We start from the raw sequence: 21,124 nt of genomic DNA on the forward strand, positions 1-21,124 counted from the left end.
CCACGGCGCCGTCACCCTGGCAGCCATCCGGTTATGGCTCAGGACATGATCCGCCGGACAGAACCTAAGGCCTGTCCCGTAAATGATCTTTGACTCGTAGGGGACGTGGTCGGTGGCCTGTCCGGCCCGCTCGCCTATCCGGCGAGGTTGAGGTTATGCAGGCGGGCGATGCCGAGCATGGCGTGGTGGACGCCGTCGCCCTTGAGGCGACAGTCGCGGAGGATCTTCCAGGTCTTCATGCGGGCGAAGACATGCTCGACGCGGGCGCGGACCTGTTTGTGGGACTTGTTGTGGGCGTGTTTCCAGTCGGGCAGGTCTTCGCCTTTGCGGCGACGGTGGGGCATCACGAGCCCGGTGCCTGGATAGCCGCCGTCGGCAATCGTCATGGTCTTGCCGACGGCGGCCTTCGCGCCCGACTCCTCCCACGCCTTGCAGTCGTTGCGGTTGCCGGGCAACGGCCGGCCGACCACCACGACGCGTCGGGTGTCGGCGTCGATGACGACCTGGTGGTTGGTGGAGTACCTGTAGTTCTTCGATTGTTCGGCGATGCTGTGGTCGCGAGTGGGAACCAGGGTGCCGTCCACGATGAGCACCGTGCCCTTGCGGAAACGCTGTCGCTGCTTGAGCGCGAGCAGTGGGCCGGTGCGGGCCACGATCCGGTCGGCTGCGGACTTCGAGACGCCGAACAGCGGGGCGAGCTGCCGCAGCGTCAGGTTGGTGCGCCAGTAAGCGGCGACGAGCAACACCCGGTCCTCCAGCGGTAGCGACCATGGGCGTCCCGGCCGCAGCACTTCGGCTCCCTCGCGGCGCAGCATCGTGATCAGCTTGCGGAAAGCGCACGGGTTCAGCCCGGTGAACGGGGCTATCCAAGACGGCTCCGACGCCGTGATCACTGCTGCCACATCAAGATCGTCCCACCGCCCCAGAGCCCGGACTTACGGAGATCCCTACGCGCCGGAAATTTCACTGGGCGGTCTCGTCATCGGCCGGTACCGTGCGACGCAGAACCAAGGGGGATGAGCTGGTGCGCCCAGTGCTGTTGGTGGATGTCGACGGTCCGCTCAATCCGTATGCCGCGAAGCCCCACCGCCGGCCCGAGGGCTATCAGACGCACCGCGTGCTGACGCCTCGCTGGAAGGCCGCCGAGCGGCGCCGACTGACTGAGTGGGGGCTGCCGAACAAGCCCGTGAAGCCGCTGCGGGTGTGGCTTAACCCGGATCACGGCACGGCGCTGGATGCCCTTCCCTTCGACCTTGTGTGGGCGACCACCTGGGAGGAAGAAGCCAACGCTTTCATCGCGCCAGTCCTGGGACTGCCCGAGCTGCCCTTCATTCCCTGGACCTCGCCGCGGACCCAGCCCGGCAGCGGTGTGTTCTGGAAGACGCCGCAGATCGTCGCGTGGGCGAAAGGCCGTGCGTTCGCTTGGATTGACGACGAGATCACAGAAGCCGATCGCGCCTGGGTGAAGGAACACCACGACGGTCCCGCCCTACTGCACCGAATCGACCCCCGATGCGGCCTCGCCATCGACGACTTCGCCGCGCTGACGGCATGGGCGACCGGCCTGGACTGACTTCACCGCCGCTCGACAACCGCCCGTGACGCCGTTCCGCAGGCACATTGCGGGACGGCTCTTACCTGAGAGCTATGCCGAGGAATGGCTCTGCAGGGTGAGGCCGGAGCGAGTACCCGATTTCTATCTTCCTTATGTGAGTCGGTCCTCGCCGCCGCACCTGCGGTCCTCGAGGACTTCGCAGCTCGCAACAGTCCCGCAGGCCGCAAGCCCGCCCACGTACCACCGCAGGAGCGCAGCCATGACCACCCACAAAAGCTCCGCCGCGTCGACCCGTTGGCGGGTCCGGATCCTACGGGGCATCTCCGCCGTCTCGGCGTCGTTCCTCGCGTTCCTGGTCGTCGCCATCGTCCTCGGCGCGTACTTTCCGGCCATCCCGAAGGCGGGGGTGATCGGACCGGTCCTCGGCGGGCAGTACCCGTTCCACCTGGCCCTGCTCGCCCTTGTGACAGCTGTCCTCGCCGCGCTGGCCTGGCGTGCCGGCCTGGTGTGCTGGGGACGGACGGTCACCGTCATCGCGACGGTATGCGCCCTGGCCGCCCTGGCCATCGGCGGAATCCAGTTCCGGGCCGCGCAGAACGCCGGCGTGGACATCTCCCTGAGCGAGCCGTTCACCGAGCTCGCCTACCCGGCGGCCAAGCCCGACGAGACCAAGACGTACGCGAGCCCCGAAGGCAAGCCGCTGCGGGTGGACGCGTACCTTCCCAAGAAGAACCCGGGCAGGAAGACCCCGGCCGTCGTGCTCGCTCACGCAGGCGGCTTCCACACCTTCGACAAGAGCGACCTGCGCGGCACCGGCCTCTGGCTCGCCGACCACGACGTCGCCGTCTTCGCCGTCGACTACCGTCTGGCCGGCCCCGACCGCCCCACCTGGAACAAGGCCCCGCAGGACCTCGTCTCCGCCCTGCGCTGGGTACAGCAGAACGCCGACATGTACGGCATCGACAGCTCACGGATCTCGCTCGGTGGCATGTCGGCGGGTGGCACCCTGGCGATGAACACCGCCTACCGCCTCCACAACGGCACCATCGAGGTCACCGACGGGACCACCCCCAAGCCCCCGGCCTCCGTGGTCGGCTTCTACCCCGGCACCGACGTCCTCCAGATGTGGAAGGACGACGTGGCCGGAACCTGCGAGGCGGCGGAAATGTTCACGGGCGGCACACCGGAGCAGTACCCGGACCGCTACCGCGAGGTGTCCCCAACCTCCGACATCCGCCCCGGCCTGCCCCGCACCCTGCTCGTGGTCGGCGACCGCGACCGCAGCGCCCGCCCCGAGACCATCACCGACTTCGGCGACGCACTCAAGAAGCAGGGCGTCGAAACCGAGGTCAAGGAACTGCCCTTCGCCGAGCACGCCTTCGACGACGCGTACGGCAGCCTCACTTCTCAGACCAGCCGCCAGATCCTGCTTGACTTCCTTACGACGGACAAGCGCTGATCCGACCGCAGACGACCCTCCTCGTCCTACGAGGAGGGTCGTCTGCGGCCGACGGGTGTTGCTTCCAGCGAGAAGGGACTCCCCGATGGTGAGGGTGCGGCTCGATCCGTACCGCCTTGCGTGCGGCGGTGCTGACCAGTTGGGCGGTGCCCAACATCAAGGGGAAGCTTCAACCAGTGTGCCAGTGCCGGTCTGACCGATAGTCGAATGTGACGTGCTCCGTCGCTCCCGGCGCCACCGCGTTGACGGGGTGGTCGAATGTGCTGCCCCACGTGATCGAGATCGGTGCGGCCGTCTGGTTGGTGATGTGGAAGTTGAGAGGCATTCCCACTGCCTGCTGGGTGGTCTGGCTGATGGTTACCGGTCCGGTTGCGTCGATATGGGCATCTGTTACCGCAGATGCTTCCACGATCACCGGTGATGTTGACGGGAAGTGTCGAGAGCTGCTCGCTCGATTTAGCCGGACCCCGGGATCGGCGGCGACGCTTACAGGAGGCTCCGTGTACTGGACGGTTAGTTCTCCGGTAATGCCGGAATCGGGGTTCAGGTGAATAAGATTCGGATCGTAGTTGAAAGTCGAATTTCGAACTGCGCCGCCAACGAACATCCCTTTATGGACCCCTTCCGCTGCGTATGAGTGCAACGCGTGACCGGTGCCACTTTCGAATTGGATCCCGAGAGATCCTCCGCTTGCTTCAGTATTATTGATCTTTATGTTACGCAGGGTGTTTCGATTTCCGGTGACCCGGAAGTCCGGCCCACTTGGCCAAATCGCGTGTTTTACCTGGAGGTCGAAGTCGTCCAGTGTGATGTCGCTTCCCTCGCATCGCACAGTGATCACATTGGATGTTTTTCGTTCGACCTTGAAGTGCGACATTATCACTCGAGACGATGTGGCTGAGACGTACACCGACCAGTTAGGGGCGGAGTCATCCGACGACGTGATGTTCGCGAGGCTGAGGTCATGGCAGTCTCCAATGGAGATCAGACCATCGCAGCTTTGAGCGCTGCAGTTCGCCATCCTGCCCCGGACTATACCGCCGAGGCGGTACGCATCTCCATTGTTATGACCATTCTGCGCCCGGCAATCCTCAATCAAGGCGTCATAAGACAGAGTTGTCGGATTGGCGTCGCTTCCGGAGAAGTAAATCAGATGGGGTGGTGCGCTGTAGTAAGACATGCTGTAACTTCCCGATAGCCGCCTGACGACGGGCCGGAGCTGTCCCACGGCAGTCAGTCCGAAGTCGACGTCGTGGACCTCCACGTCGGATATTCGGCAGTCTTCGCGAAGGGGTAGGTCAAAACGATTCACTGGCCAGTTGTACACGGTCAGCAGGACGCCTGACATGAATCCGTGAATGGTGACGTTGCTGACGCTCGTTCGGCTTCCGTTCGAAAAAATTCCTGCGTTGTACACCATGACGCGACCTTCCGCGATCGTGGCGTCATCGGGTCGGACGCTCCGGTCGACTGGATTGGCGCGCAAGGTGAGGTTGCGGATCTCAACGTCGTCGGCGTCGCGAATATCAAATACAGCGAGCCCCCACGTGCGTTGCTTGATCGTGGTCGATCGTTCCCTTCCAAGGCCCTCAACGGAAACTGTTCCGGTGCTGATCCGTATCGCGTGACTGATCAGATAGGGATTCGTCGAGTCGGGAAAGTACACCGTCGTCCCGGTGCGGGTGGCCGCCCTCGCAAATGCCGCCGCTATGGCGGTATCGTCAAGAGCCGCACCGTCCCCACGCGCACCGAACCAACGCACCGACAAGCAGTCGTCCCAAGGGCGCAGCCATCGCCCGGGGCGGTCACCCGCCGCCCGGTCTTCGTCGAGGATGATGACCGTGCCGCCATCATCGGGATCCGTCGCCGCGGGATCCCAATGAAACGTCCCGCCTCCTCCATCACCAGCAGTCCAGTAGCCCAGGAGCTCAATCGTCGTCTCGCTGGGCACCGGATCGGGAGAGCGCGGCAATGCCCGCAGTTCCGCCATCGTGTTGAGCTTCAGCGGCCACGGCGCGGCGGTGGCGATTGGAGTCCCGAGCGCCGTTGTGGCGATGGCGCCGCCAAGCGCTCCGAATGCCAAGGTGGCGAGACGTCTGCGCGACATCCCCGAACCGGGTCCGGCTTCATCATTGTGCGAGGTGTTTTCCATCACGGTCCTCGATCGTTAGCGACCGCTTGCGAGCGGTCACGGGAGCTCATTGACGAGTTGGGCACTATTGAGAACGAGACCAGCGCTGCTGCGCCTGCAGGCAGTCGACACAGCTGGGAAACACGGTGCTCGAACAGATAGAGGCTTGCGGAAGCCATGCGGCAGTTGTGCATCCGGGCGATGAGCAGACTTCCCCAAGAGCCTTGCTGTAATTTCGCGACCGAGAGTTTCAGTCGCCGCGCGTGCCGACTTCATGATGTAATCAACCTCCTGGAGACCTCGTGAGTAGTCGCTACTCGACATTTCCCTGAGGTTGGTGGCCGAGCCGATGCCCGATCTCCGCTCGATCTGCTCGTCCCGTGGCGGGACCGCGCGGCGAAGGACACGGTCCGCGCGAATCCGGCCCAGACCTGCACTGGCAGATCCCGTAGAAGGAAGGACAGGCGGGGCACGTCGTAACCGGCGTCCACCACGACGAGGACGTCCAGGTCGCCGTTGTGCCACTGCCCGGCTGCGATCAGGCGCTCGAGAGCTCGCGCATCTGCCGAGCGGTGACGGTCGCGGCGTCGTCGCCAGGGTCCGCCGCAGCGGGGCCACGTCCAGCCGGCCCGCAGCCAGGGCGTCGTAGAGTCCACCATGCCCACGACGGTGCTTCACCCACCAGCGACAGCTCCACCAGCGACCGGACCGGGCCGTCCGCACACAACACGGCGTCCGCCAGCTCGAACAATGCATCCGCACGCCGGGTCAGGCAGGAGTGGAACTCGTCCCGGAAGCGTGACAGTTCCGCAAACGGATCCTGCCGGACAGCATGATGCAACGGACTCATCCCCATGGCCTTCGTGCTGGGCGTGTGCGTTCCTTGCTCGGAGCGCATCTCAGCTGAAGGCCGCCTGCGCGTACGGCAGTTACCAGTCCGAGTGATCAAGTAGAGGAGTCGTTCGACCCCGCAAGGTTAAGACCGTGTCCTATGTGGTGAGGCGGACGAGTCGCTTGTAGCAGCAGAGGGCGGCGGCGAGGCCGAGGAAGTCCAGGTAGTTGCGGGGGTGGCGTTCGTATCGGTGGTTGAGTCGGCGGTACCCGGTCAGCCAGGACATGGTGCGCTCGATGACCCACCGACGGCGGCCCAGGCGTTCGCTGGACTCGATGCCTTTGCGGGCGATGCGGACGCCGATGCGTTTGGGTGTCTGGTAGATCGCTTCATGCGAGATGCGCAAGGACTCATCCTCGGGGAACTCGACCGGGAGCCGGCGGGCGATCTGCTCAGGACTCCATGACAGCGCCCAGCGCCGGTCCTGACGGCGCCCGTGGCGCCGCCCCATCCAACGGACCTCCGGTCTTCGACCGCGCGGCCGTCCGGCGCGAAGACCGTGCTGGCAAGCCGGTCCTGCACATACTGCCGTAGCCGATCGTTCACGGCGAGCCTGCTCAGCTTGGGCCGACGCGCCTGCCGGTCGGCGTGCCACTGAGCAGCAGAGGCCCGGTAGTCCACAGCATCGCCGCCAGCCTGCGCGAGGTCTCCTACACGCCCTTCACCCGTCCGCTGGACTTGATCGGCCTGCCCTGACCAGCAACACGACACGATCATCAGGACTTTGAATCAGCCCTGGCGTCAACGCCAGACACATATCGTCCCGCGGCTACTTCGGCGGACCACACGTCCGCTACATCCTCGAATAGAACTGATTGAGTTTCGGATCAATAGAAGGCCCAGAAGGCCATGATGCCATTGACGGACATGACCTTGGTCTTCTCGGCATGGGCCGAGATCTTGGCTTTGGACTGCTTGCGCTCGGCCGTGGCAACGGTGTTGTGGTAGATCTGGGCGTGTACGTGATTCAGCGGTGCCTGATTCCGGAAGACGGCGGCGGCCTCGCGGTTCAGAGCCTCGACGATGCGCGTGTCGGCCGGGCGAAAGCTCTCGGTCGGCCCCGAGAGATTCGTGGAGCACCGTAGCAGGCGGAAATGTAGTTCGTCACCGTTTCATGTGACGGGTGTCAGATAGATTCCGCTGCGATGGGCTGTTCCAGGCTTCATGGACTCCGTCAGGGACTTGCAAGAGCCCTGGACGATACTCCAACCCGAGTTGCGCCCGCTCAAGTTGACAACGCCATCGCACGGTCCCTCCGGAATCTCCGCCAGCTCCACCCCACGCAACGATACGAACCCACCTCAGAAACACGACGACGGCCTGCACAACCCCAACGGGGTCATGCAGGCCGTCGTCACGCAGACCCCGGATTTATCAACCGCGTCCGCACTTTCGGTCGGGGGTTTCGTGCCAACGACTACACCGTAGCCCTGGCTTCGTGCCGCCAGATCATTGAAGTGCCGGAGTCTTGGGATTACTCCCAGTACCACTTCTCTTCAAGCGAGTAGCTGTTGACGCCCCACAAGCATCCTTGCCACAACGGACTAGGGGCGATCAGATTGGTGGTATATCCAGGTTGGACACGCACCCAGCCGCTGTAATAGTTAAGTCCCCACGAGCAGTTCACCTTCAGGCGAACGCTTTTGTCTCCGGCGCCAAATGCACCTGCGTAGGGCTTGCAATTATTTGCATACGCCCGGTAGCTCCCGTTGGAATCCCTGTAGACTCCGCTGTCTTGGCATGAGTAGATTCCGCCAACCGGCCCGGAGATAGGTCCACTTGCACTGGCAGGGGAGGCGGAGGCGAGTGTTGCCCCTGCGGACATGACTACGGCGGCGGCAGAGATTCCAGCTCTCCGCCAGTTGATGTGCGTCGCAAGTTTCATTGAAGTCGATCCTTTGGATAGTATTTTCTAGGCCGACACCTGCTGAAAGGACCCCCATCTGGGCGCTGCTCGGGCGGGTATCCACATGTCACCCGGGTCAGACTGCAAGTGCAGTGATTTCAAGGTGCCAGGGATTGTGGATTCTTTCATGAGTAAGACTTGCTCAATTCGCGGCTGAACGTCGGCGTCGGCAGCTGAGGCTTGCTCTTCGGGGTGATGGTCAGGGCGGGGCGAGGATCCAGGGTGAGAAGCCGTTGGCTTTCCGGATGTGATAGCTGAGTTTCCGCTGATCAGGCGTGGTTTCGGCGTTGTCGTGGAGGGGCCGGATGTTCTGTTCGGTCTCGACGATGCGGAGGTGGGCGGTGGCGTTCGGTGATGGGGTTGCTGGAGGAGCGGGAGGCGGCTGCCCGGGTGCGGGTGGAGGAGCTCCAGGCGGAGGCGGACCGGATCTGGCTGAACTCGGCGTGGCCGAGGCGGTATTGGAACGGCGGGTGACTGCACGGGCGGAGTTGGCCGAGGCCCTGGCCGCTCCCGGCGATGCCGCGGATGCACCCGTGGTCAGCGTGCAGGATCCGGCGCCGGAGGCCGAAGCGGGCAGGGCGCCGGTCGCCAGATCCATCGTGCCGCGGCGTGGGGAGGAGATGACGGCCGTGCGCTCGCGCCGGAGTACCGGCGGATCGTCGAGCTGCTTGACGCCGATCCGGGCGACGGTGAGGGGATGCCGGCGAGGTAACTGGCGGCCCGGCTGGGGCTGGAGTTGGTGCTGGCGAAGACGTCCGGAGGACCAGGACCAGTCTCGGGGGGCGGTGGCAGGGGGATCAGTCAGCGGCCGGAAGGAGGTTGAAGTCCGCCCAGTCGAAGCCGGGAGCGACCACATACGCGACGAGCACCGGCTCGCCGCCGACGGGTCGGGCGCTTTGCCACCGCCCGGCCGGCACGACCGCCCACAGCACCTGTGCGGCGGCCGGTCGAAGCCATCTTGCTGTGTCTGGTGTGATCACGGCGTCGGAGCCTTCCTGGACAGCCCCGTTCACCGGGCTCATCCCGCGTCAGTTCGGCAAGCTCATCACTGCGCTGCGGCGCGAGGGTGGTTCCTGATCTGGTCCCGGGCAGGTGTGTGGGGCCGGCTGCACGAGGCGATCCTGCACCGGCTCGGCGACGCACAGCTCCTCGAACTCTCCCGAGCCGTCCTCGACTCCGCCCATGTGAGGGCGAAACAAGGGGGCGACCTCACAGGTCCGAGCCCCGTGGACCGGGGCAAGCCGGGCTCCAAGATGCACGTCCTGTCGGACGCGAATGGACTGCCCCTGGTCGTCGGTGTCTCGGCCGCCAACACCCCCGACAGCCTCGCGCTGAAGCCCATGGTCGCGGGTCACCAAACGAGACACGACCCGCACAGGGGCCGCTACTTCAAGCCCCTACGCCTGCACGCAGACAAGGCTTACGACATACCTCACCTGCGGAGTTGGTTGCGAGGCAAACGCATCGGCGTCCGCATCGCCCGCAAAGGCATCGAGTCCAGCGAACGCCTGGGCCGCCGTCGGTGGGTCATCGAGCGCACCATGTCCTGGCTGATCGGGTACCGCCGACTCAACCACCGATACGAACGCCACCCCCGCAACTACCTGGACTTCCTCGGCCTCGCCGCCGCCTTCTGCTGCTACAAGCGACTCGTCCGCCTCACCACATAGGACACGGTCTAAAGATCAAGTTAGCCGGCGGCCCTGGTAGTGCATGTCAGGTGGTGTCGTAAGCAGGTCCAGAGCCGTCGTTGCAGACCCAGCCGTCACCCAGTTCGCCACCATGCCTGTACCAAGGCCTCCGGCGCGGCCTCGGCTTCCTCGGCCGTTTCTGAGCACCTCCTACTCACGAAATGGCCGGCTCGGCTGCTTCAGGATCAGTTCTTGAATCAAGACGGTTCACCAAGTCCTCAGTGATGGGAGAAAGAATGCTGGAAACTCGGTCGTCCCTGGGAAGGACGGCTCTGACCCTGACCCTCGTCCTGGCCGCGTTCTTCGGACTTGTGGGGTTCGCGTCGACCGCATCCGCTGAAGAGGCACCCCACCGGCGCGCCGGTTCGGTTACCCTCGCTGCCATGCCGCCCGTGAAGCGGCTCGCCGCCCCGCCCGCCACCGTCGGGGGCACCGCCCGCGCAGCCGCGCTGTCCTGCTGGTCCGTGGACTACCCGGTGCGGGCAACGAGCTGGCTCGGGACGACGCTCTATGTGTTCCACCATGCGCTGAGCTGGTGCGGCAACGGCTCGCAGGTCACCAACATCTACAACCGCTATTCGTACTTCACTGAGGTCAGCGGCACGGCTTTCCCCGAGACGTCACCGATCGCCGACCAGGTGTCGACCTTTCCGGCAGCCAATGCCTGGTCGTTCTACCAGCGGCGCGTGAGCATGTGCACGTGGGCCGGAGGCTGCTACGGATCCAACTCGCCGTGGATTCGGCTGAACCTCACCGGCACGGGAACGTACACGGCTCAGTACTCGGCCACCTGACCTGACCCGGCCGGCAGTCGGGCAACCGGGCAGCCGGGCGGGGCGATGCCCCGGCCTTGGAAATCTTGGGTTTCAGCCTCGCCGTTTCACTTGAATATGGCGGCTATTGCGGCGGAACGCGAAAGTGCCTTCCCGGCCTGGGACGATGAACCTTGCTGAGGGGTTCTGTCGGTCCAGGCGGAGGGCACTTTCTGCGTGCAGGTGCGACACGAGGTCGCGTGTGTTGAGTGGGTGCTCTTGGAGAGGGGGTCGGCGATGTCGCCGACGACAGGGTAGCCCCGGGTCAGTTTGCCATGCTCGACGTCCCGCACAGCTCGTCGAGTACATCTCCTGGCTACTGTACGACTACTGGCGAGGCATGGAGCCGACCCGCCTCGGGAGGTCATGCAAAGTCACCAGCGGGCTGGGTTTCACGGGAAGAGCGCGACAGTTGGATCTGGGAGTCCGTCAAATCGCCCCGCCCCATGCTGGACCGACGAGCCGGCAACCCGGCGGGGTCGTGCAGTGCGTTGAGAGGGGGCTCTCGCTCTCCTGGTCTGATCGCCGACTGCGGTGATCGTCGCCTTGGCGCGCCGTCGTTGCCGTCAGGGTTGCCGTCACTGACAGATCACCGACAGCGGTACTGCCGTCCAAGCGGAAGTGTTCACAGAACATTTGGCCACGGATATTCTCTGGCGATGTCGAATCAGTCAGTGGCGGCGGGAGTCAGTCTCGCTGGTGTGATGGCGCACTGCGGCGGAAGCCCGGTGGGCGCCGTGGAGCTTCTGGTGGGGGCAATAGCCTCGGCACCGGCGGCTCCGGAGCCCTATGCGGCCCTCGCCGAGTTGTGGCAGGACCGACGCTCGGAACTGAAGGAGAGCCTGGAAGAGGACGGCTCCTTGAGCGCTGTGCTGGCGCAGGCGTACTTCTTGTTCCTTGATGGGGACATGGACGACGCGGTGATGGCCCTTGGTTCGGTCACGGGTGTGCGGCCCAACGTGGCATGGGGCGCTGCACCCTGGTTCGGCGATGCGCGCTTTCTCGGCGCGGTGAGTGCCGAGGCGCTGGCCGAGGCGTGTCTGCGGACGTTGGACTACGGCCACGACTTGGACACCGACGAGATGCGGAAGCGGTTCGCGCCCTGGTTCCATGCCGTCGACGTGGTGTCCGAACGGAATCCCGTACCGGAGTCGCTGGCCGCCATGGCCCGGCTGCCCCGGGCCTGCGGCCGGTACGAACTGTCCTTCGCTCTGTGCGACCGCGCCGATGCCGTCGATCGGGTCATGTGGACCGCAGTCGCACGAGCGACCACCTGGCGCGTGATGGGCGACCGGGATCAGGCTGCTGCGGCCTTCGAATGCGCCTTGCTCCTGGACTCCGACAACTGGTCCCTCTACCTGGACCTAGCGGACGTGCGTGCCGAGCAGGGCAACTTCGCCGCAGCCGTGAGCCTCGTCGAACAGGGCCTGGAATACGAACCTCACGAAGTCTCCCTGCGCGCGGCGGGCGCCGCTTACCGTACACGCCTTTCCGGCTCGTCCGACGACCTGAGGGCCCTGATCGCACTGGCGCCGGAGCTCCCGAACACCACCTACCGGAACCTGCTGATCGACTACGCATGTGCAGGGCCGAAGCTGCCTCGGAGACTCGTTGCCAAGGCCCACCGCATCCGTAAGAACTGAAAGGGCTGTCGTGCCGACCGGTAGCGAAGTTGCAGTGCCGGCAAGGGCCCGAAGCGGGCAATGATGCGATCCGCTGCCGACTTCGAGATACCGAAGAGGGGGCAAGCTGCCGCTAGTGTCAGGTCCGTCCGCCAGTACGCGGCGACCAGCAGGACTCGGTCCTCCAGCGGCATGCTCGATGGCCGTCCCTTGTGGACGGGGTCTGCGCGCTCGCGTCGTCACGCGGTGATCGACTTGCCGAACCGCCGCGGTCTCAGTCCGCTGAACGGGGCTGTCCAGGAAGGCTCCGACGCCGTGCGCGCACCGGTCCTTTGTGTGATCATTCCTGCCCGATGAGGCGGCAGCATTCAACCTGCTCGGCCACCTGCTCGACGAACCAGCACATGATCTCGTAGAGGATGACGTCCTCGTCGTGGCTGTGCATGTGGACGGCCGGCTCGAGGCTACGAGTTCACAGACTGCGTTCAGCGCAGATCGAGCAGCATCACGTCATGAAGGTCCGCGCCTTCGCCCCATGGCCGCGCCGCGCCGATCTTGCGGTATCCCCACGCTTGGTAAGCGGCCGACGCCGCCTTGCTCGCCGGGTGGACGTTCAACAGCACCCGCTCGGCTCCGATGGCGTCGAGCAGCGTCTTGTGCAGACGCCGCGCAACACCCTGTTCGCGCCACGGTCCGCGCACGGCGAGTTCCATGAGCCCGAAGGTGCGGTGCCCGTCCTCGCGCCGCATGTCGTCGGGCACGGGCTCGGTCAGTTCGTCCCACCACACCGTGTCGGGCCCGAGCGGGTGGCCGTACGCCATGCCGATCGGCTCGCCGTCCTCGGCACGGGCCAAGACAGCGCGAAAGGCGCGGTTGCGAGCTTGTACGGGGAAGCGGCGGAAGGCGGCGGCGACGTCGTCCTCGGTCTCGTTGTAAGGAGGCTCGGCGAACGCTTCGGCGTAGATCAGCTTGAACGCGTCTTCGGCCTGCACTGCGGCCGACCCATCCATGCCCTGTATCGCGATGATCTCTTGCTGCGTCATGTGGTCCCCCTCGAACGGTCACGCAAATGCGCGCGCCGCGCACTCGCGGCCGCTGAAACTGCCGGATACCCGCCAACGGCAGTGGAACGGTGCTGGGCAAGTATGGGCAGACGGTTGATGAAGGTTCAGACGTCGATCACTCGGCTGATCGTGGGCAAGACGCAGCCGGCGCCGGGACGGCCTCGCTCATCTCCGCACACCAGGCATCGTCCGGCAAGGCGTAGTGGCCCTGGACAGTGTTGTGGCGGTCCGGCATGAACGCGCAGCTCTGGCATGTCCGCAGGCTGCCACAGCTGCCATGTCGGAGTCTCGCGAGTATCCGCTCAGCACTTGGTGCGCGCCCCAACCGCCATTGGCGGGGGCCACCATCGCGATGGCGAGCATGACGCTCCTTGGAGAACCCTGACGGCCAATCGGTAGGTTGGCGGGATGTCTGACGGAATTGGATGGATCGGCGAGCACGCCTACGAGGATGCGAAAAGCGGCGTACCCGGGATGCGTGGCAGCATTTCGCTGACGGCAGCCCGTGGTCTGGAGGCGGAGGAGTTCCTGGTCCGTCTCGGAGCGGACCGCGAACAGCTTCAGTGCCAGGATCTGTACAAGGACCGGGATGAGTTGGCCATGCCCTCCGATGTGGACATGACGCACGTCAGCCGTGCGATGTACGGCACCTGCGGGGACTGGGTGTACATCCTGGAGGACGGCTTTGCCGCCACCTGGTTCTTCGGCTACCGGAGCGTGCCGGAGATGGCGCCCCGCGTTGGTGAGGAGATCATTTGCCTCACGCTGAACCGCCACGATGCCCCCTCCCTGATCCTCCATGCCCCGGGAGACGACGGGCGGACGTGGGAGGCCGAGTTCCGTGGGAGCGTGGATTGGTCGCCGGAATTGGGCGTCGCACTGCGGGCGGCGGGGGCTGTGTTCCCGTCCCTGTACGACGGCGTGTCCACCGAGGAGGAGGTGGAGCTGTACTACGAGGAACATGCGCACGAGATCCCGGCACGGGTGTTCGCCGGTGTCGGCCACTACTGCGGCCTCACGATCGACCGCGCCAGGGTCGAGGCCGGACTGCTCCCACTGGTCATTCTCCCCTTGCCGGTGATCTGACCCACTGACCGGTGGCTGGACGCTGCCCTTGGGGCGCCCCCCACCGGCTGCTGGATGGCCGCTACTTCACGGTCATCGTGCAGATGACAGGGGTTGACCGGCTTGCCGAACGCGTCGGTGGCCGCACAGTTTCCAGTCATGCGGGTGTCGAGCCAGTAGGCGTCCTTGTCCATGATGCGCATCTGTTTCATGAAGTTGTGGAAGCTCCCGCCCATCGACTCCTGGTTGTGGATACCGGAGATGGCCGAGCGCCCGCACACCTCGTGGAACGTCCGCCCCTGTCAGCCCTGCGAACGACGACGTGCACACACGCGTCAAGCATGCTCTCAAGCATCCATAAGGACTCGTTCCTTGAGTCAGGCGTGCCTCCCGGGCCACTCCCCGTTGGCCCCTGCCCCTGCCCCTGCCCGCCGAGACGGGCCCTCTCCTGTCGTGACGTCACGCCAAGGAGCTGAGCTTGCGAGCCCGGCGAAGACCACCAGCACCAGAAGCGCCGCTGCGCCCGCCGCCAAGGCAAGACGCGCGGTCCAGCGCCTGCTCATGGGGCCTCCTCCCGCCCGTCCACCGGCTGCCCGTCAGGGATCTCGACCACTGCGTACCTGGTAGGCCGAACTTCCCGTGGACATGGACGACCGCAGGCATCCACTTCAGGTACGAGCGGTCACCCTGCGTGGCACGTCCACCGTGAACGTCCGAACGGCCCCATGGGTTGCAACGCGATCAACTCATGGGTGGCTCGGGGCAATGGCCCGGATGGCAGTACCAGCCGGGCCTTGGGACGATTGTCCCGGAGGTGAGCCATGAGCCACGACCCGCCAGATTCTCCGTCGGAAGGGCCGACCTCGCCCACGGGGGACGACCGGGTTGACCGGCCTGGCGGCACGAACGCGGCGGGGGTCGAGGGCGACGCGTCGCGGGAGGCGGGGGACGAGCACGGCGAGCCATCTCCCCCGCCCCGCACCGAGCCGTCCCCCGACTCGAAGCGCCGCCGGCTGCTCCACTTCACGCTGCCCGGCTGCTGGGGCGCGCTCGTCCTGGCGTGCCTGTCCTTCACTCCGTCGCTGCTTCCCCGCGGAGGCATTCTCCAAGGACTGATCTGCGGCATCAGCGCGGCCATCGGGTACGGGCTCGGTGTGGTCGCGGCCTACATCTGGCGCGCTTTCGCCGACAGGGACGCGCGGAGCGCCTCGCGCAGGTCGTGGCTCGTTCTGCTCGTCAGCGCGATCGTACTGTTCGGCCTCTCGTTCGGGCTCGGACAGTACTGGCAGCACGAAATCCGCGGACTCATGGGGGTCACTGACTACAACGTCCTCACCACCGTCGCCAGCCCGTTCGTCGCCGCTCTCGTCTTCTACTTCCTGCTGCTGTGCGGGCGGGGGATCCGGAGGCTGTACCGCTGGGCCGCCCGCCTGCTCGGGCGCTGGATCGGCAGGCGAGCAGCGCGAGTGGTCGGGTGGCTCCTGGTGGCGGCTCTGGCGTGGTCCGCGTTCACCGGACTGCTGCTGAGCGGCTTCGTGAACGCGGCCAACGAGGCGTTCTCGCTGCGTGACACGCAGACACCGGAAGGCGTGCACCAGCCCACGTCTGCCCTGCGCTCGGGCGGGCCCAGTTCTCTCGTGCCGTGGGACTCGCTGGGCAGGCAAGGCCGTGCCTTCGCCGGCAGCGGACCGTCGGCCCGCGACATCGGCGCGTTCACCCACCGCGCGGCGCAGGAGCCCATCCGGGCCTACGCCGGGCTGACGACCTCCGACGACACGGAGACCCGGGCGGCCCGCGCCGTCGCGGACCTCGAACGGGCAGGCGGCTTCGAACGCGAGAACCTGCTCGTGATGACCACGACGGGTAGCGGCTGGGTCGACCCCGCCGCAGTGGACTCGTTCGAGTACCTGGGCAACGGCGACTCGGCCACCGTGGCGATGCAGTACTCGTACCTGCCGTCGTGGCTGTCGTATCTCGTCGATCAGTCCAAGGCGCGCGAGGCCGGCCGCGAACTCTTCGACGCGGTCTACGACACCTGGTCCAAGCTGCCTCAGGACCAGCGTCCGCGGCTGTTCGTAGCAGGTGAGAGCCTGGGGTCGTTCGGCGGTGAGACGGCCTTCAGCGGGGAGTACGACCTGCGCAACCGCACCGCCGGCACCCTGTTCGCAGGCCCGCCCAACTTCAACACCCTGTTCCGCGAGTTCAGCGATCAGCGCGAGGCGGGGAGTCCCGAGATCAAGCCCGTCTACAAGGACGGGCGGACCGTCCGGTTCACCGACGACCCAGCCACCGGAATGCCCCCGACGGGCCGGCCCTGGGACGGTGCAAGGGTGCTCTACCTCATGCACCCTTCCGATCCGATCGTCTGGTGGAGCCCCCGGCTCGCCCTCTCCGAACCCGACTGGATCGGCGAGGCGCCCGGCGGAGACGTGCTCGAAGAGATGGTCTGGATGCCCTTCGTGACCTTCTGGCAGGTCACCGCCGACCTGCCGTTCTCCACGAACGTACCGGACGGCCACGGCCACACGTACAAGGCCGCGTACGTCGACGGCTGGAACACAGTCATGCGACCCGCCGGATTCACGGCGCAGGACCTGGACCGGCTGAAGGACATCATCTGGCCGGAACCTGAACCCACAGCCACGGGGTCTTAGCTTCCGGGCGGTCAGTGCAGCAGGAACCCGACGAGGTAGCCGAGTGCGTTGACCGCCCAGTGCAGGCCCATGGGAGCCACCAGACTGCCGCTGCGGCGCCGCAATTCGCAGAACAGTACGCCCGCTGCCGCCGTGAACAGCACGGCTGCCAGAACCGCCAGGGCGGCACCGATCGCGGAGTCGCCGAAGACCGTGGTCAGAGCGGGTTTCGCGGTCGCCAGCTGCAGTGACGGCAGCACGTGCCACAGGCCGAAGAGCAGGCTCGACACGGCGGTCGCCCATACCGCCCCGCGGGCGCGGCACACCAGACCGTAGAGCACGCCGCGGAAGGCGATCTCCTCCACCAGGACCGTGCCGACGGGGACCACCACGAGAACACGCAGCATCAGCTCGGTCCCACTCATCGCGTCGTACCGTCGGTCCTCGAACAGCATGCTGGTGGTCGGCAACAGAGCCCCGGCAAGGTAGACGAGGCCGACCAGGCCGATCAGGGCCAGCGCCCAGCGGGCACCGCGAGCCAGTGTGCCGGGCGCCAGGCCCGCGTCCGCTCGGGTACCGCCGGCCCAGCGGAGCACACCGAGCAGCAGAACGCTGACCACGACGGCCGTCACCAGGCCGAACAGGCCGGTCCAGCGGTGCATGACCAGGTTGGCGGCGATGAGAACAGCCACCGTGAGTCCCACGGCCGGCCAGGTGCCGATCGGTCTTCGGCATCGGCTCCCGAGCGTGCCGCTCACGGCGCGGTGCGCTCGTACCTCGCGCCGCTCGGCATCATCGGGGTTGCGGCCGGGCATGAGAGTCCGTCCTTCGGTTACACCGACGGTTCGTCTCACCCTCCCCTCGACCCAACGCTACCGGGCACCTCCTCGGGGCGCTCGATCGCGATCACGTCATCTGCGGCGGCATGCTGGAGGCTCGGCACGTGTAGCCGGCGGCCCTTTGCGCAGGTCGTCACCTGTGATCGGGACACACCTGTGATCGGGACACACCGTGATTGTCGACAGCAGGGCCAAGATCCGGACCAGCCACGGAGCAGGTGACCATCGGCAACTTGCCGGTCCATGGCTCCCGGGGATACGCCTCCTCCGCATGCGCTGTGCTGACGCAGTCAACCCTGGAGGCGATGGGTGAGGAGCTCGTCTCCGACAGCCTGGTCAACCGCTGCGACCCGGAAGCCTCTCCGGACGGCTGCGCGGCAGCGAGCATGTTCGTGCAGCTTCCTGTACGTCCACGCGCTCGCGCGGGCCGGGCAGCTCGGTCCGGCCAGGTATGCCTTGTCTGCCTTCGACAGGATGCTCACGTATGCCAATCGCCGTGGCCTGTTGGCCGAGGAGGTCGGGCCGGCCGGGGAGCAGCCGGGGAACTTCCCCCAGGCGTTCACGCACCTGGCGCTGATCACGGCCGCTCTCTGGCTGGACCATCAGATGGACGCCGTCGCCTGACGTCGTCGCGCCCGGGCAGCCATGGCCCGGGTGGCGCGCACATGTGCTCGCACACTGGGATGCTGGAAGGAGCAGCGTTGCCAGAGCCAGGCGAACGGTGGTGGTGAGCACCATGGCCGAGTCCGGGGAGAGCGGGGCGGCGGGCCCGGCCTCACCGTATGCCGACCCTCAGGGGGAGCCGTTCCTGCTCACGCGGTTCGCCGTCCCCACACTCCCGGCGACGTTCCTGGCGCGGAAACGATTGAGCAGACATCTCGACCAGGCCCCCGGGACTCCGTTGACCATGGTCAACGGAGCCGCCGGTTCCGGCAAGACCCTGCTGGTCGCCCAGTGGGTCGCCGGACGGGACGAACCCGTCGCCTGGTTCACGACCGACGCCGCGGAGCAGGGCCCGGGGATGCTGTGGGCCTACATGCTCCAGGCACTGGTTCTCGCGGGTGTGCCGCTGCCCGCCGACATCGGCTGTCCCGCGGACGCAAGCCGTGTGGATCCGGGGCTGCTGGTGCGGCTCGCCGCCCATCTGAGCACCCGGGACCAACCCGTCATCGTGGTGCTGGACGAATTCGACCGCGTCACCGATCCCGAGTTCGCGGAACAGCTGGAGTTCGTCCTGCACCACGCGGGACGGGGTATGCGCCTGGTCCTGGTCACCCGTACCGAACCGCTCCTGCCTCTGCACCGGTACCGGGCGGTCGGCGACATCACCGAGATCCGGGACGCCGAGCTCTCCTTCACGCCCGAGGAGGCGGCCGCGCTGCTGGAGCTGCACGGTGTGAGCCTTCCGCTGCCCGCAGCACGCGCCCTCGTGGAGCGCACCCGGGGGTGGGCGGCCGGCCTGCGACTGTGCGCCCTGGCAGCAGGGGAAAGCCCAGACCCCCAAACCTATCTGCGCGAGTTCGAGGCCGACCATTCCGTCGTGGCGGATTTCCTGCTCGCGGAGGTACTCAAGCGGCAGTCCCCGGAGAAGCAGGACCTCCTGCTGAAGGTCAGTGTCCTGGAGCGCTTCTGCCCCGAATTGGCGAACGCGCTGACGGAGCGCGACGACGGCGAAGCGATCCTGGTCGAACTGCATCATGAGAACGCCTTCGTCGAGCACCTCGGGCATGCCTGGTACCGCCTCCACCCCCTGTTCGGCGAGATCCTCCGCGCCCACCTCCGATTGCGCTCCCCAGGCCTCGAACCGGAGCTCCACCGGCGGGCCGCGCGATGGCTGCGAGGCGCCGGGGCACTGGAGGAGACGCTCGGGCACGGTGCCGCCGCGGGTGACTGGGAGTTCACTGCCGGCGCCCTGGTGGACGACCTCGCCATCGGTCAGCTCTTCACCGGTCTCCGCTCCGGGGACCTGGCCGAACTGTTCTCCAGCATGGGACCCGAGGCCGCGACCCCCGCCATGGATCTCGTACGGGCGGCCCGGGAGCTGTCACGGTCGGACGTCGACCGCGGTCTGACCCACTTGCGCCACGCGGAGGAGAGCCTGGGCGAGGACCCGGCCGGCCAGTCGACGGCCCGGCTGAGCTGCGCTCTGCTGGAAGCCCTGGCAGCGCGGCTCACCGGCTCGCCGGGAAGGGCGGAGGTGGCCGCGGAGGCGGCCCAGAGGCTGCGGCACGAGGTTCCGGCCCACCTCCTGGACAAGCATCCGGAGCTGACCGCCCTCCTGCTGACCCATGTGGGTCTGGCGTGGTTGTGGGCCGGGCGTTTCGAGGACGCGCGTGCCGCCCTGTCCCGGGTGGCCGGCGTTTCGGGAGGGGCTGCGACGGCACTGCCGCGGGGGGACTCGCTGGGAAGCCTGGCGTTGATCGACTACCTCAACGGCTGGCTCGGCAGGGCGGAGCGCAAGGCGCTGGCGGCCGTGACCGCGTCGGAGCGGTTCAGCCCGGCGCAGCCATCTGGTTCCGACATCGGACGGCTGGTTCTGGCCGCCGTGGCCGTCGACCGCAACGAACTGGACAAGGCGCAACTCCTCCTCGACGTAAAGGCCAGCCCGCGGGGCGTGCTGCGGGACCCGGTGACGGAGGCGGGCCGGGCGATCACCACCGGGCGCCTGCTGCTGGCCCGCGGCGAAACGCGAGCCGCGCTCGAGGCGGCGGAACAGGCGGTCCCGGCCGATGTGGCCTCGCCCTGGGCGCAGGGGGGCACCGCGCTCGTCGCCTCGGCCGCGCACCTGGCCGAGGGCCGACCGGACAAGGCCGCCAAGTTGCTGCGCACGGTGCCGGACGGTCAGCCGGCCTGTGACGTGGAGGTCGCGCGGGCCCGGCTCGCCATCGGTGAGTCCGTTTCGGCGGACGACCTGCTCGACACCCTCCGGGGCCGCGCGGGCCCGGCGCTGATCGTCCGGGCCATGCTGGTGCGCGCGCAGGCCGCCGACCAGGAGGGGGATCACGCGACGTCGCGCAGTGCTGTCGCGCAGGCCCTGCGTGAGGCCCGCCGCGAGAGGTTGCGGCGTCCCTTCTTCGAAGTCGGGCCATGGATCTGGCCCCTGCTGAGCACGGCGCCGTTGCGAGGGCTGGCCGAAGGATGGCTCAGCCCCACTCTCTCGCCGAACGGCAGCCCGTCCCGGGCGGACGATCATCCGCTACCGGTTCTGGAGGAGCTCAGCGGACGCGAACGCGACGTGCTGCAGCGGTTGGCCGAGATGATGTCGACGGAGGACATCGCCGCCGATCTACACGTATCGGTCAACACCGTCAAGACGCACCTCAAGAGCGTCTACCGGAAGCTTGCGGTCAACCGCCGCAATGACGCGGTGCGCCGTGCGCGCGAACACCGGCTGCTGTGAGGTGGGGGCCGGGCCGCCCCGGCACAACCTTGCGGTAGTGCGGCCCGGCCGGTGC

13 protein-coding genes and 6 pseudogenes are annotated in these 21,124 nt (G+C 66.7%); 10 read left to right on the forward strand and 9 right to left on the reverse strand.

Going from position 1 to position 21,124, the window contains the following annotated elements; genetic code table 11:
• Window positions 1-134: 134 nt before the first annotated feature.
• Window positions 135-902: a transposase gene (locus IE198_RS30370; RefSeq protein WP_189892419.1), complete on the reverse strand. Its 768-nt coding sequence runs from the start codon at window positions 900-902 to the stop codon at window positions 135-137.
• Between the two features lie 119 nt (window positions 903-1,021).
• Here IE198_RS30370 and IE198_RS30375 point away from each other — a divergent pair, with 119 nt between their 5' ends.
• Both IE198_RS30375 and IE198_RS30380 read left to right on the forward strand, forming a co-directional pair.
• The gene (locus tag IE198_RS30375; protein ID WP_189892522.1) at window positions 1,022-1,573 is read left to right on the forward strand and encodes a hypothetical protein; all 552 of its coding nucleotides are present in this window, start codon (window positions 1,022-1,024) and stop codon (window positions 1,571-1,573) included.
• Between the two features lie 241 nt (window positions 1,574-1,814).
• Complete coding sequence (locus IE198_RS30380) at window positions 1,815-3,014, forward strand: alpha/beta hydrolase (RefSeq protein WP_189892421.1); 1,200 nt, start codon at window positions 1,815-1,817, stop codon at window positions 3,012-3,014.
• A 169-nt stretch (window positions 3,015-3,183) separates the two neighbouring features.
• Here the strand turns inward: IE198_RS30380 and IE198_RS30385 are convergent, their stop codons facing one another.
• The 5 genes and pseudogenes from IE198_RS30385 to IE198_RS30395 form a co-directional block, all read right to left on the reverse strand.
• Window positions 3,184-5,166, reverse strand: a complete 1,983-nt coding sequence (locus tag IE198_RS30385; RefSeq protein ID WP_229834503.1) for a putative phage tail protein — start codon at window positions 5,164-5,166, stop codon at window positions 3,184-3,186.
• A 251-nt stretch (window positions 5,167-5,417) separates the two neighbouring features.
• Entirely contained in the window at window positions 5,418-5,804 is a 387-nt protein-coding gene (locus IE198_RS36785; protein ID WP_373300023.1) for a transposase, read from the reverse strand.
• Between the two features lie 330 nt (window positions 5,805-6,134).
• Window positions 6,135-6,347, reverse strand: a pseudogene (locus IE198_RS30390) (transposase); the annotation flags it as partial.
• Between the two features lie 520 nt (window positions 6,348-6,867).
• Window positions 6,868-7,221 (reverse strand): annotated as a pseudogene (locus IE198_RS35735) (hypothetical protein); the annotation flags it as partial.
• A 1,519-nt stretch (window positions 7,222-8,740) separates the two neighbouring features.
• Complete coding sequence (locus IE198_RS30395) at window positions 8,741-8,923, reverse strand: cupin domain-containing protein (RefSeq protein WP_229834505.1); 183 nt, start codon at window positions 8,921-8,923, stop codon at window positions 8,741-8,743.
• Here IE198_RS30395 and IE198_RS36790 point away from each other — a divergent pair.
• The 4 genes and pseudogenes from IE198_RS36790 to IE198_RS30410 all read left to right on the forward strand — a co-directional run.
• A pseudogene (locus IE198_RS36790) lies at window positions 8,907-9,011 on the forward strand (IS5/IS1182 family transposase); the annotation flags it as partial. The gene IE198_RS30395 and the pseudogene IE198_RS36790 overlap by 17 nt on opposite strands.
• A gap of 2 nt (window positions 9,012-9,013) precedes the next feature.
• Window positions 9,014-9,613 (forward strand): annotated as a pseudogene (locus tag IE198_RS30400) (IS5 family transposase); the annotation flags it as partial.
• A 404-nt stretch (window positions 9,614-10,017) separates the two neighbouring features.
• Window positions 10,018-10,428 carry a hypothetical protein gene (locus tag IE198_RS30405; RefSeq protein ID WP_189892426.1) on the forward strand — a complete coding sequence of 137 codons (411 nt, stop codon included), beginning with the start codon at window positions 10,018-10,020 and terminating at the stop codon, window positions 10,426-10,428.
• Between the two features lie 677 nt (window positions 10,429-11,105).
• Window positions 11,106-12,089, forward strand: a complete 984-nt coding sequence (locus IE198_RS30410) for a tetratricopeptide repeat protein (RefSeq protein ID WP_189892428.1) — start codon at window positions 11,106-11,108, stop codon at window positions 12,087-12,089.
• 8 nt (window positions 12,090-12,097) lie between these two features.
• On the opposite strand, the pseudogene IE198_RS30415 reads toward IE198_RS30410, so the two are convergent.
• Both IE198_RS30415 and IE198_RS30420 read right to left on the reverse strand, forming a co-directional pair.
• Window positions 12,098-12,412: pseudogene (locus IE198_RS30415) on the reverse strand (helix-turn-helix domain-containing protein); the annotation flags it as partial.
• A gap of 141 nt (window positions 12,413-12,553) precedes the next feature.
• A complete protein-coding gene (locus IE198_RS30420; RefSeq protein ID WP_189892430.1) occupies window positions 12,554-13,111 on the reverse strand; it encodes a GNAT family N-acetyltransferase in 558 nt (185 codons plus the stop codon).
• A 429-nt stretch (window positions 13,112-13,540) separates the two neighbouring features.
• On the opposite strand from IE198_RS30420, the gene IE198_RS30425 reads away from it, so the two are divergent.
• A complete protein-coding gene (locus IE198_RS30425) occupies window positions 13,541-14,218 on the forward strand; it encodes a hypothetical protein (protein WP_189892432.1) in 678 nt (225 codons plus the stop codon).
• 800 nt (window positions 14,219-15,018) lie between these two features.
• Window positions 15,019-16,851: an alpha/beta hydrolase gene (locus IE198_RS30430; protein WP_189892434.1), complete on the forward strand. Its 1,833-nt coding sequence runs from the start codon at window positions 15,019-15,021 to the stop codon at window positions 16,849-16,851.
• A gap of 11 nt (window positions 16,852-16,862) precedes the next feature.
• On the opposite strand, the gene IE198_RS30435 is transcribed toward IE198_RS30430, so the two are convergent.
• Complete coding sequence (locus IE198_RS30435) at window positions 16,863-17,645, reverse strand: CPBP family intramembrane glutamic endopeptidase (protein ID WP_189892436.1); 783 nt, start codon at window positions 17,643-17,645, stop codon at window positions 16,863-16,865.
• 314 nt (window positions 17,646-17,959) lie between these two features.
• On the opposite strand from IE198_RS30435, the pseudogene IE198_RS30440 reads away from it, so the two are divergent.
• Together IE198_RS30440 and IE198_RS30445 are read left to right on the forward strand one after the other, a co-directional pair.
• A pseudogene (locus tag IE198_RS30440) lies at window positions 17,960-18,293 on the forward strand (glycoside hydrolase family 15 protein); the annotation flags it as partial.
• A 112-nt stretch (window positions 18,294-18,405) separates the two neighbouring features.
• A complete protein-coding gene (locus IE198_RS30445) occupies window positions 18,406-21,069 on the forward strand; it encodes a winged helix-turn-helix domain-containing protein (RefSeq protein ID WP_189892438.1) in 2,664 nt (887 codons plus the stop codon).
• Window positions 21,070-21,124 lie beyond the last annotated feature (55 nt).

Source organism: Streptomyces xantholiticus, from assembly GCF_014651015.1.
GTDB lineage: Bacteria > Actinomycetota > Actinomycetes > Streptomycetales > Streptomycetaceae > Streptomyces > Streptomyces xantholiticus.

Coding starts and splice junctions, on each gene's coding strand:
- IE198_RS30405 (WP_189892426.1), top strand. CDS start 10,018: ATGCCGCCCGTGAAGCGGCTCGCCGCCCCGCCCGCCACCGTCGGGGGC.
- IE198_RS30430 (WP_189892434.1), top strand. CDS start 15,019: ATGAGCCACGACCCGCCAGATTCTCCGTCGGAAGGGCCGACCTCGCCC.
- IE198_RS36785 (WP_373300023.1), bottom strand. CDS start 5,804: ATGGTGGACTCTACGACGCCCTGGCTGCGGGCCGGCTGGACGTGGCCC.
- IE198_RS30385 (WP_229834503.1), bottom strand. CDS start 5,166: ATGGAAAACACCTCGCACAATGATGAAGCCGGACCCGGTTCGGGGATG.
- IE198_RS30380 (WP_189892421.1), top strand. CDS start 1,815: ATGACCACCCACAAAAGCTCCGCCGCGTCGACCCGTTGGCGGGTCCGG.
- IE198_RS30420 (WP_189892430.1), bottom strand. CDS start 13,111: ATGACGCAGCAAGAGATCATCGCGATACAGGGCATGGATGGGTCGGCC.
- IE198_RS30445 (WP_189892438.1), top strand. CDS start 18,406: ATGGCCGAGTCCGGGGAGAGCGGGGCGGCGGGCCCGGCCTCACCGTAT.
- IE198_RS30425 (WP_189892432.1), top strand. CDS start 13,541: ATGTCTGACGGAATTGGATGGATCGGCGAGCACGCCTACGAGGATGCG.
- IE198_RS30435 (WP_189892436.1), bottom strand. CDS start 17,645: ATGCCCGGCCGCAACCCCGATGATGCCGAGCGGCGCGAGGTACGAGCG.
- IE198_RS30410 (WP_189892428.1), top strand. CDS start 11,106: ATGTCGAATCAGTCAGTGGCGGCGGGAGTCAGTCTCGCTGGTGTGATG.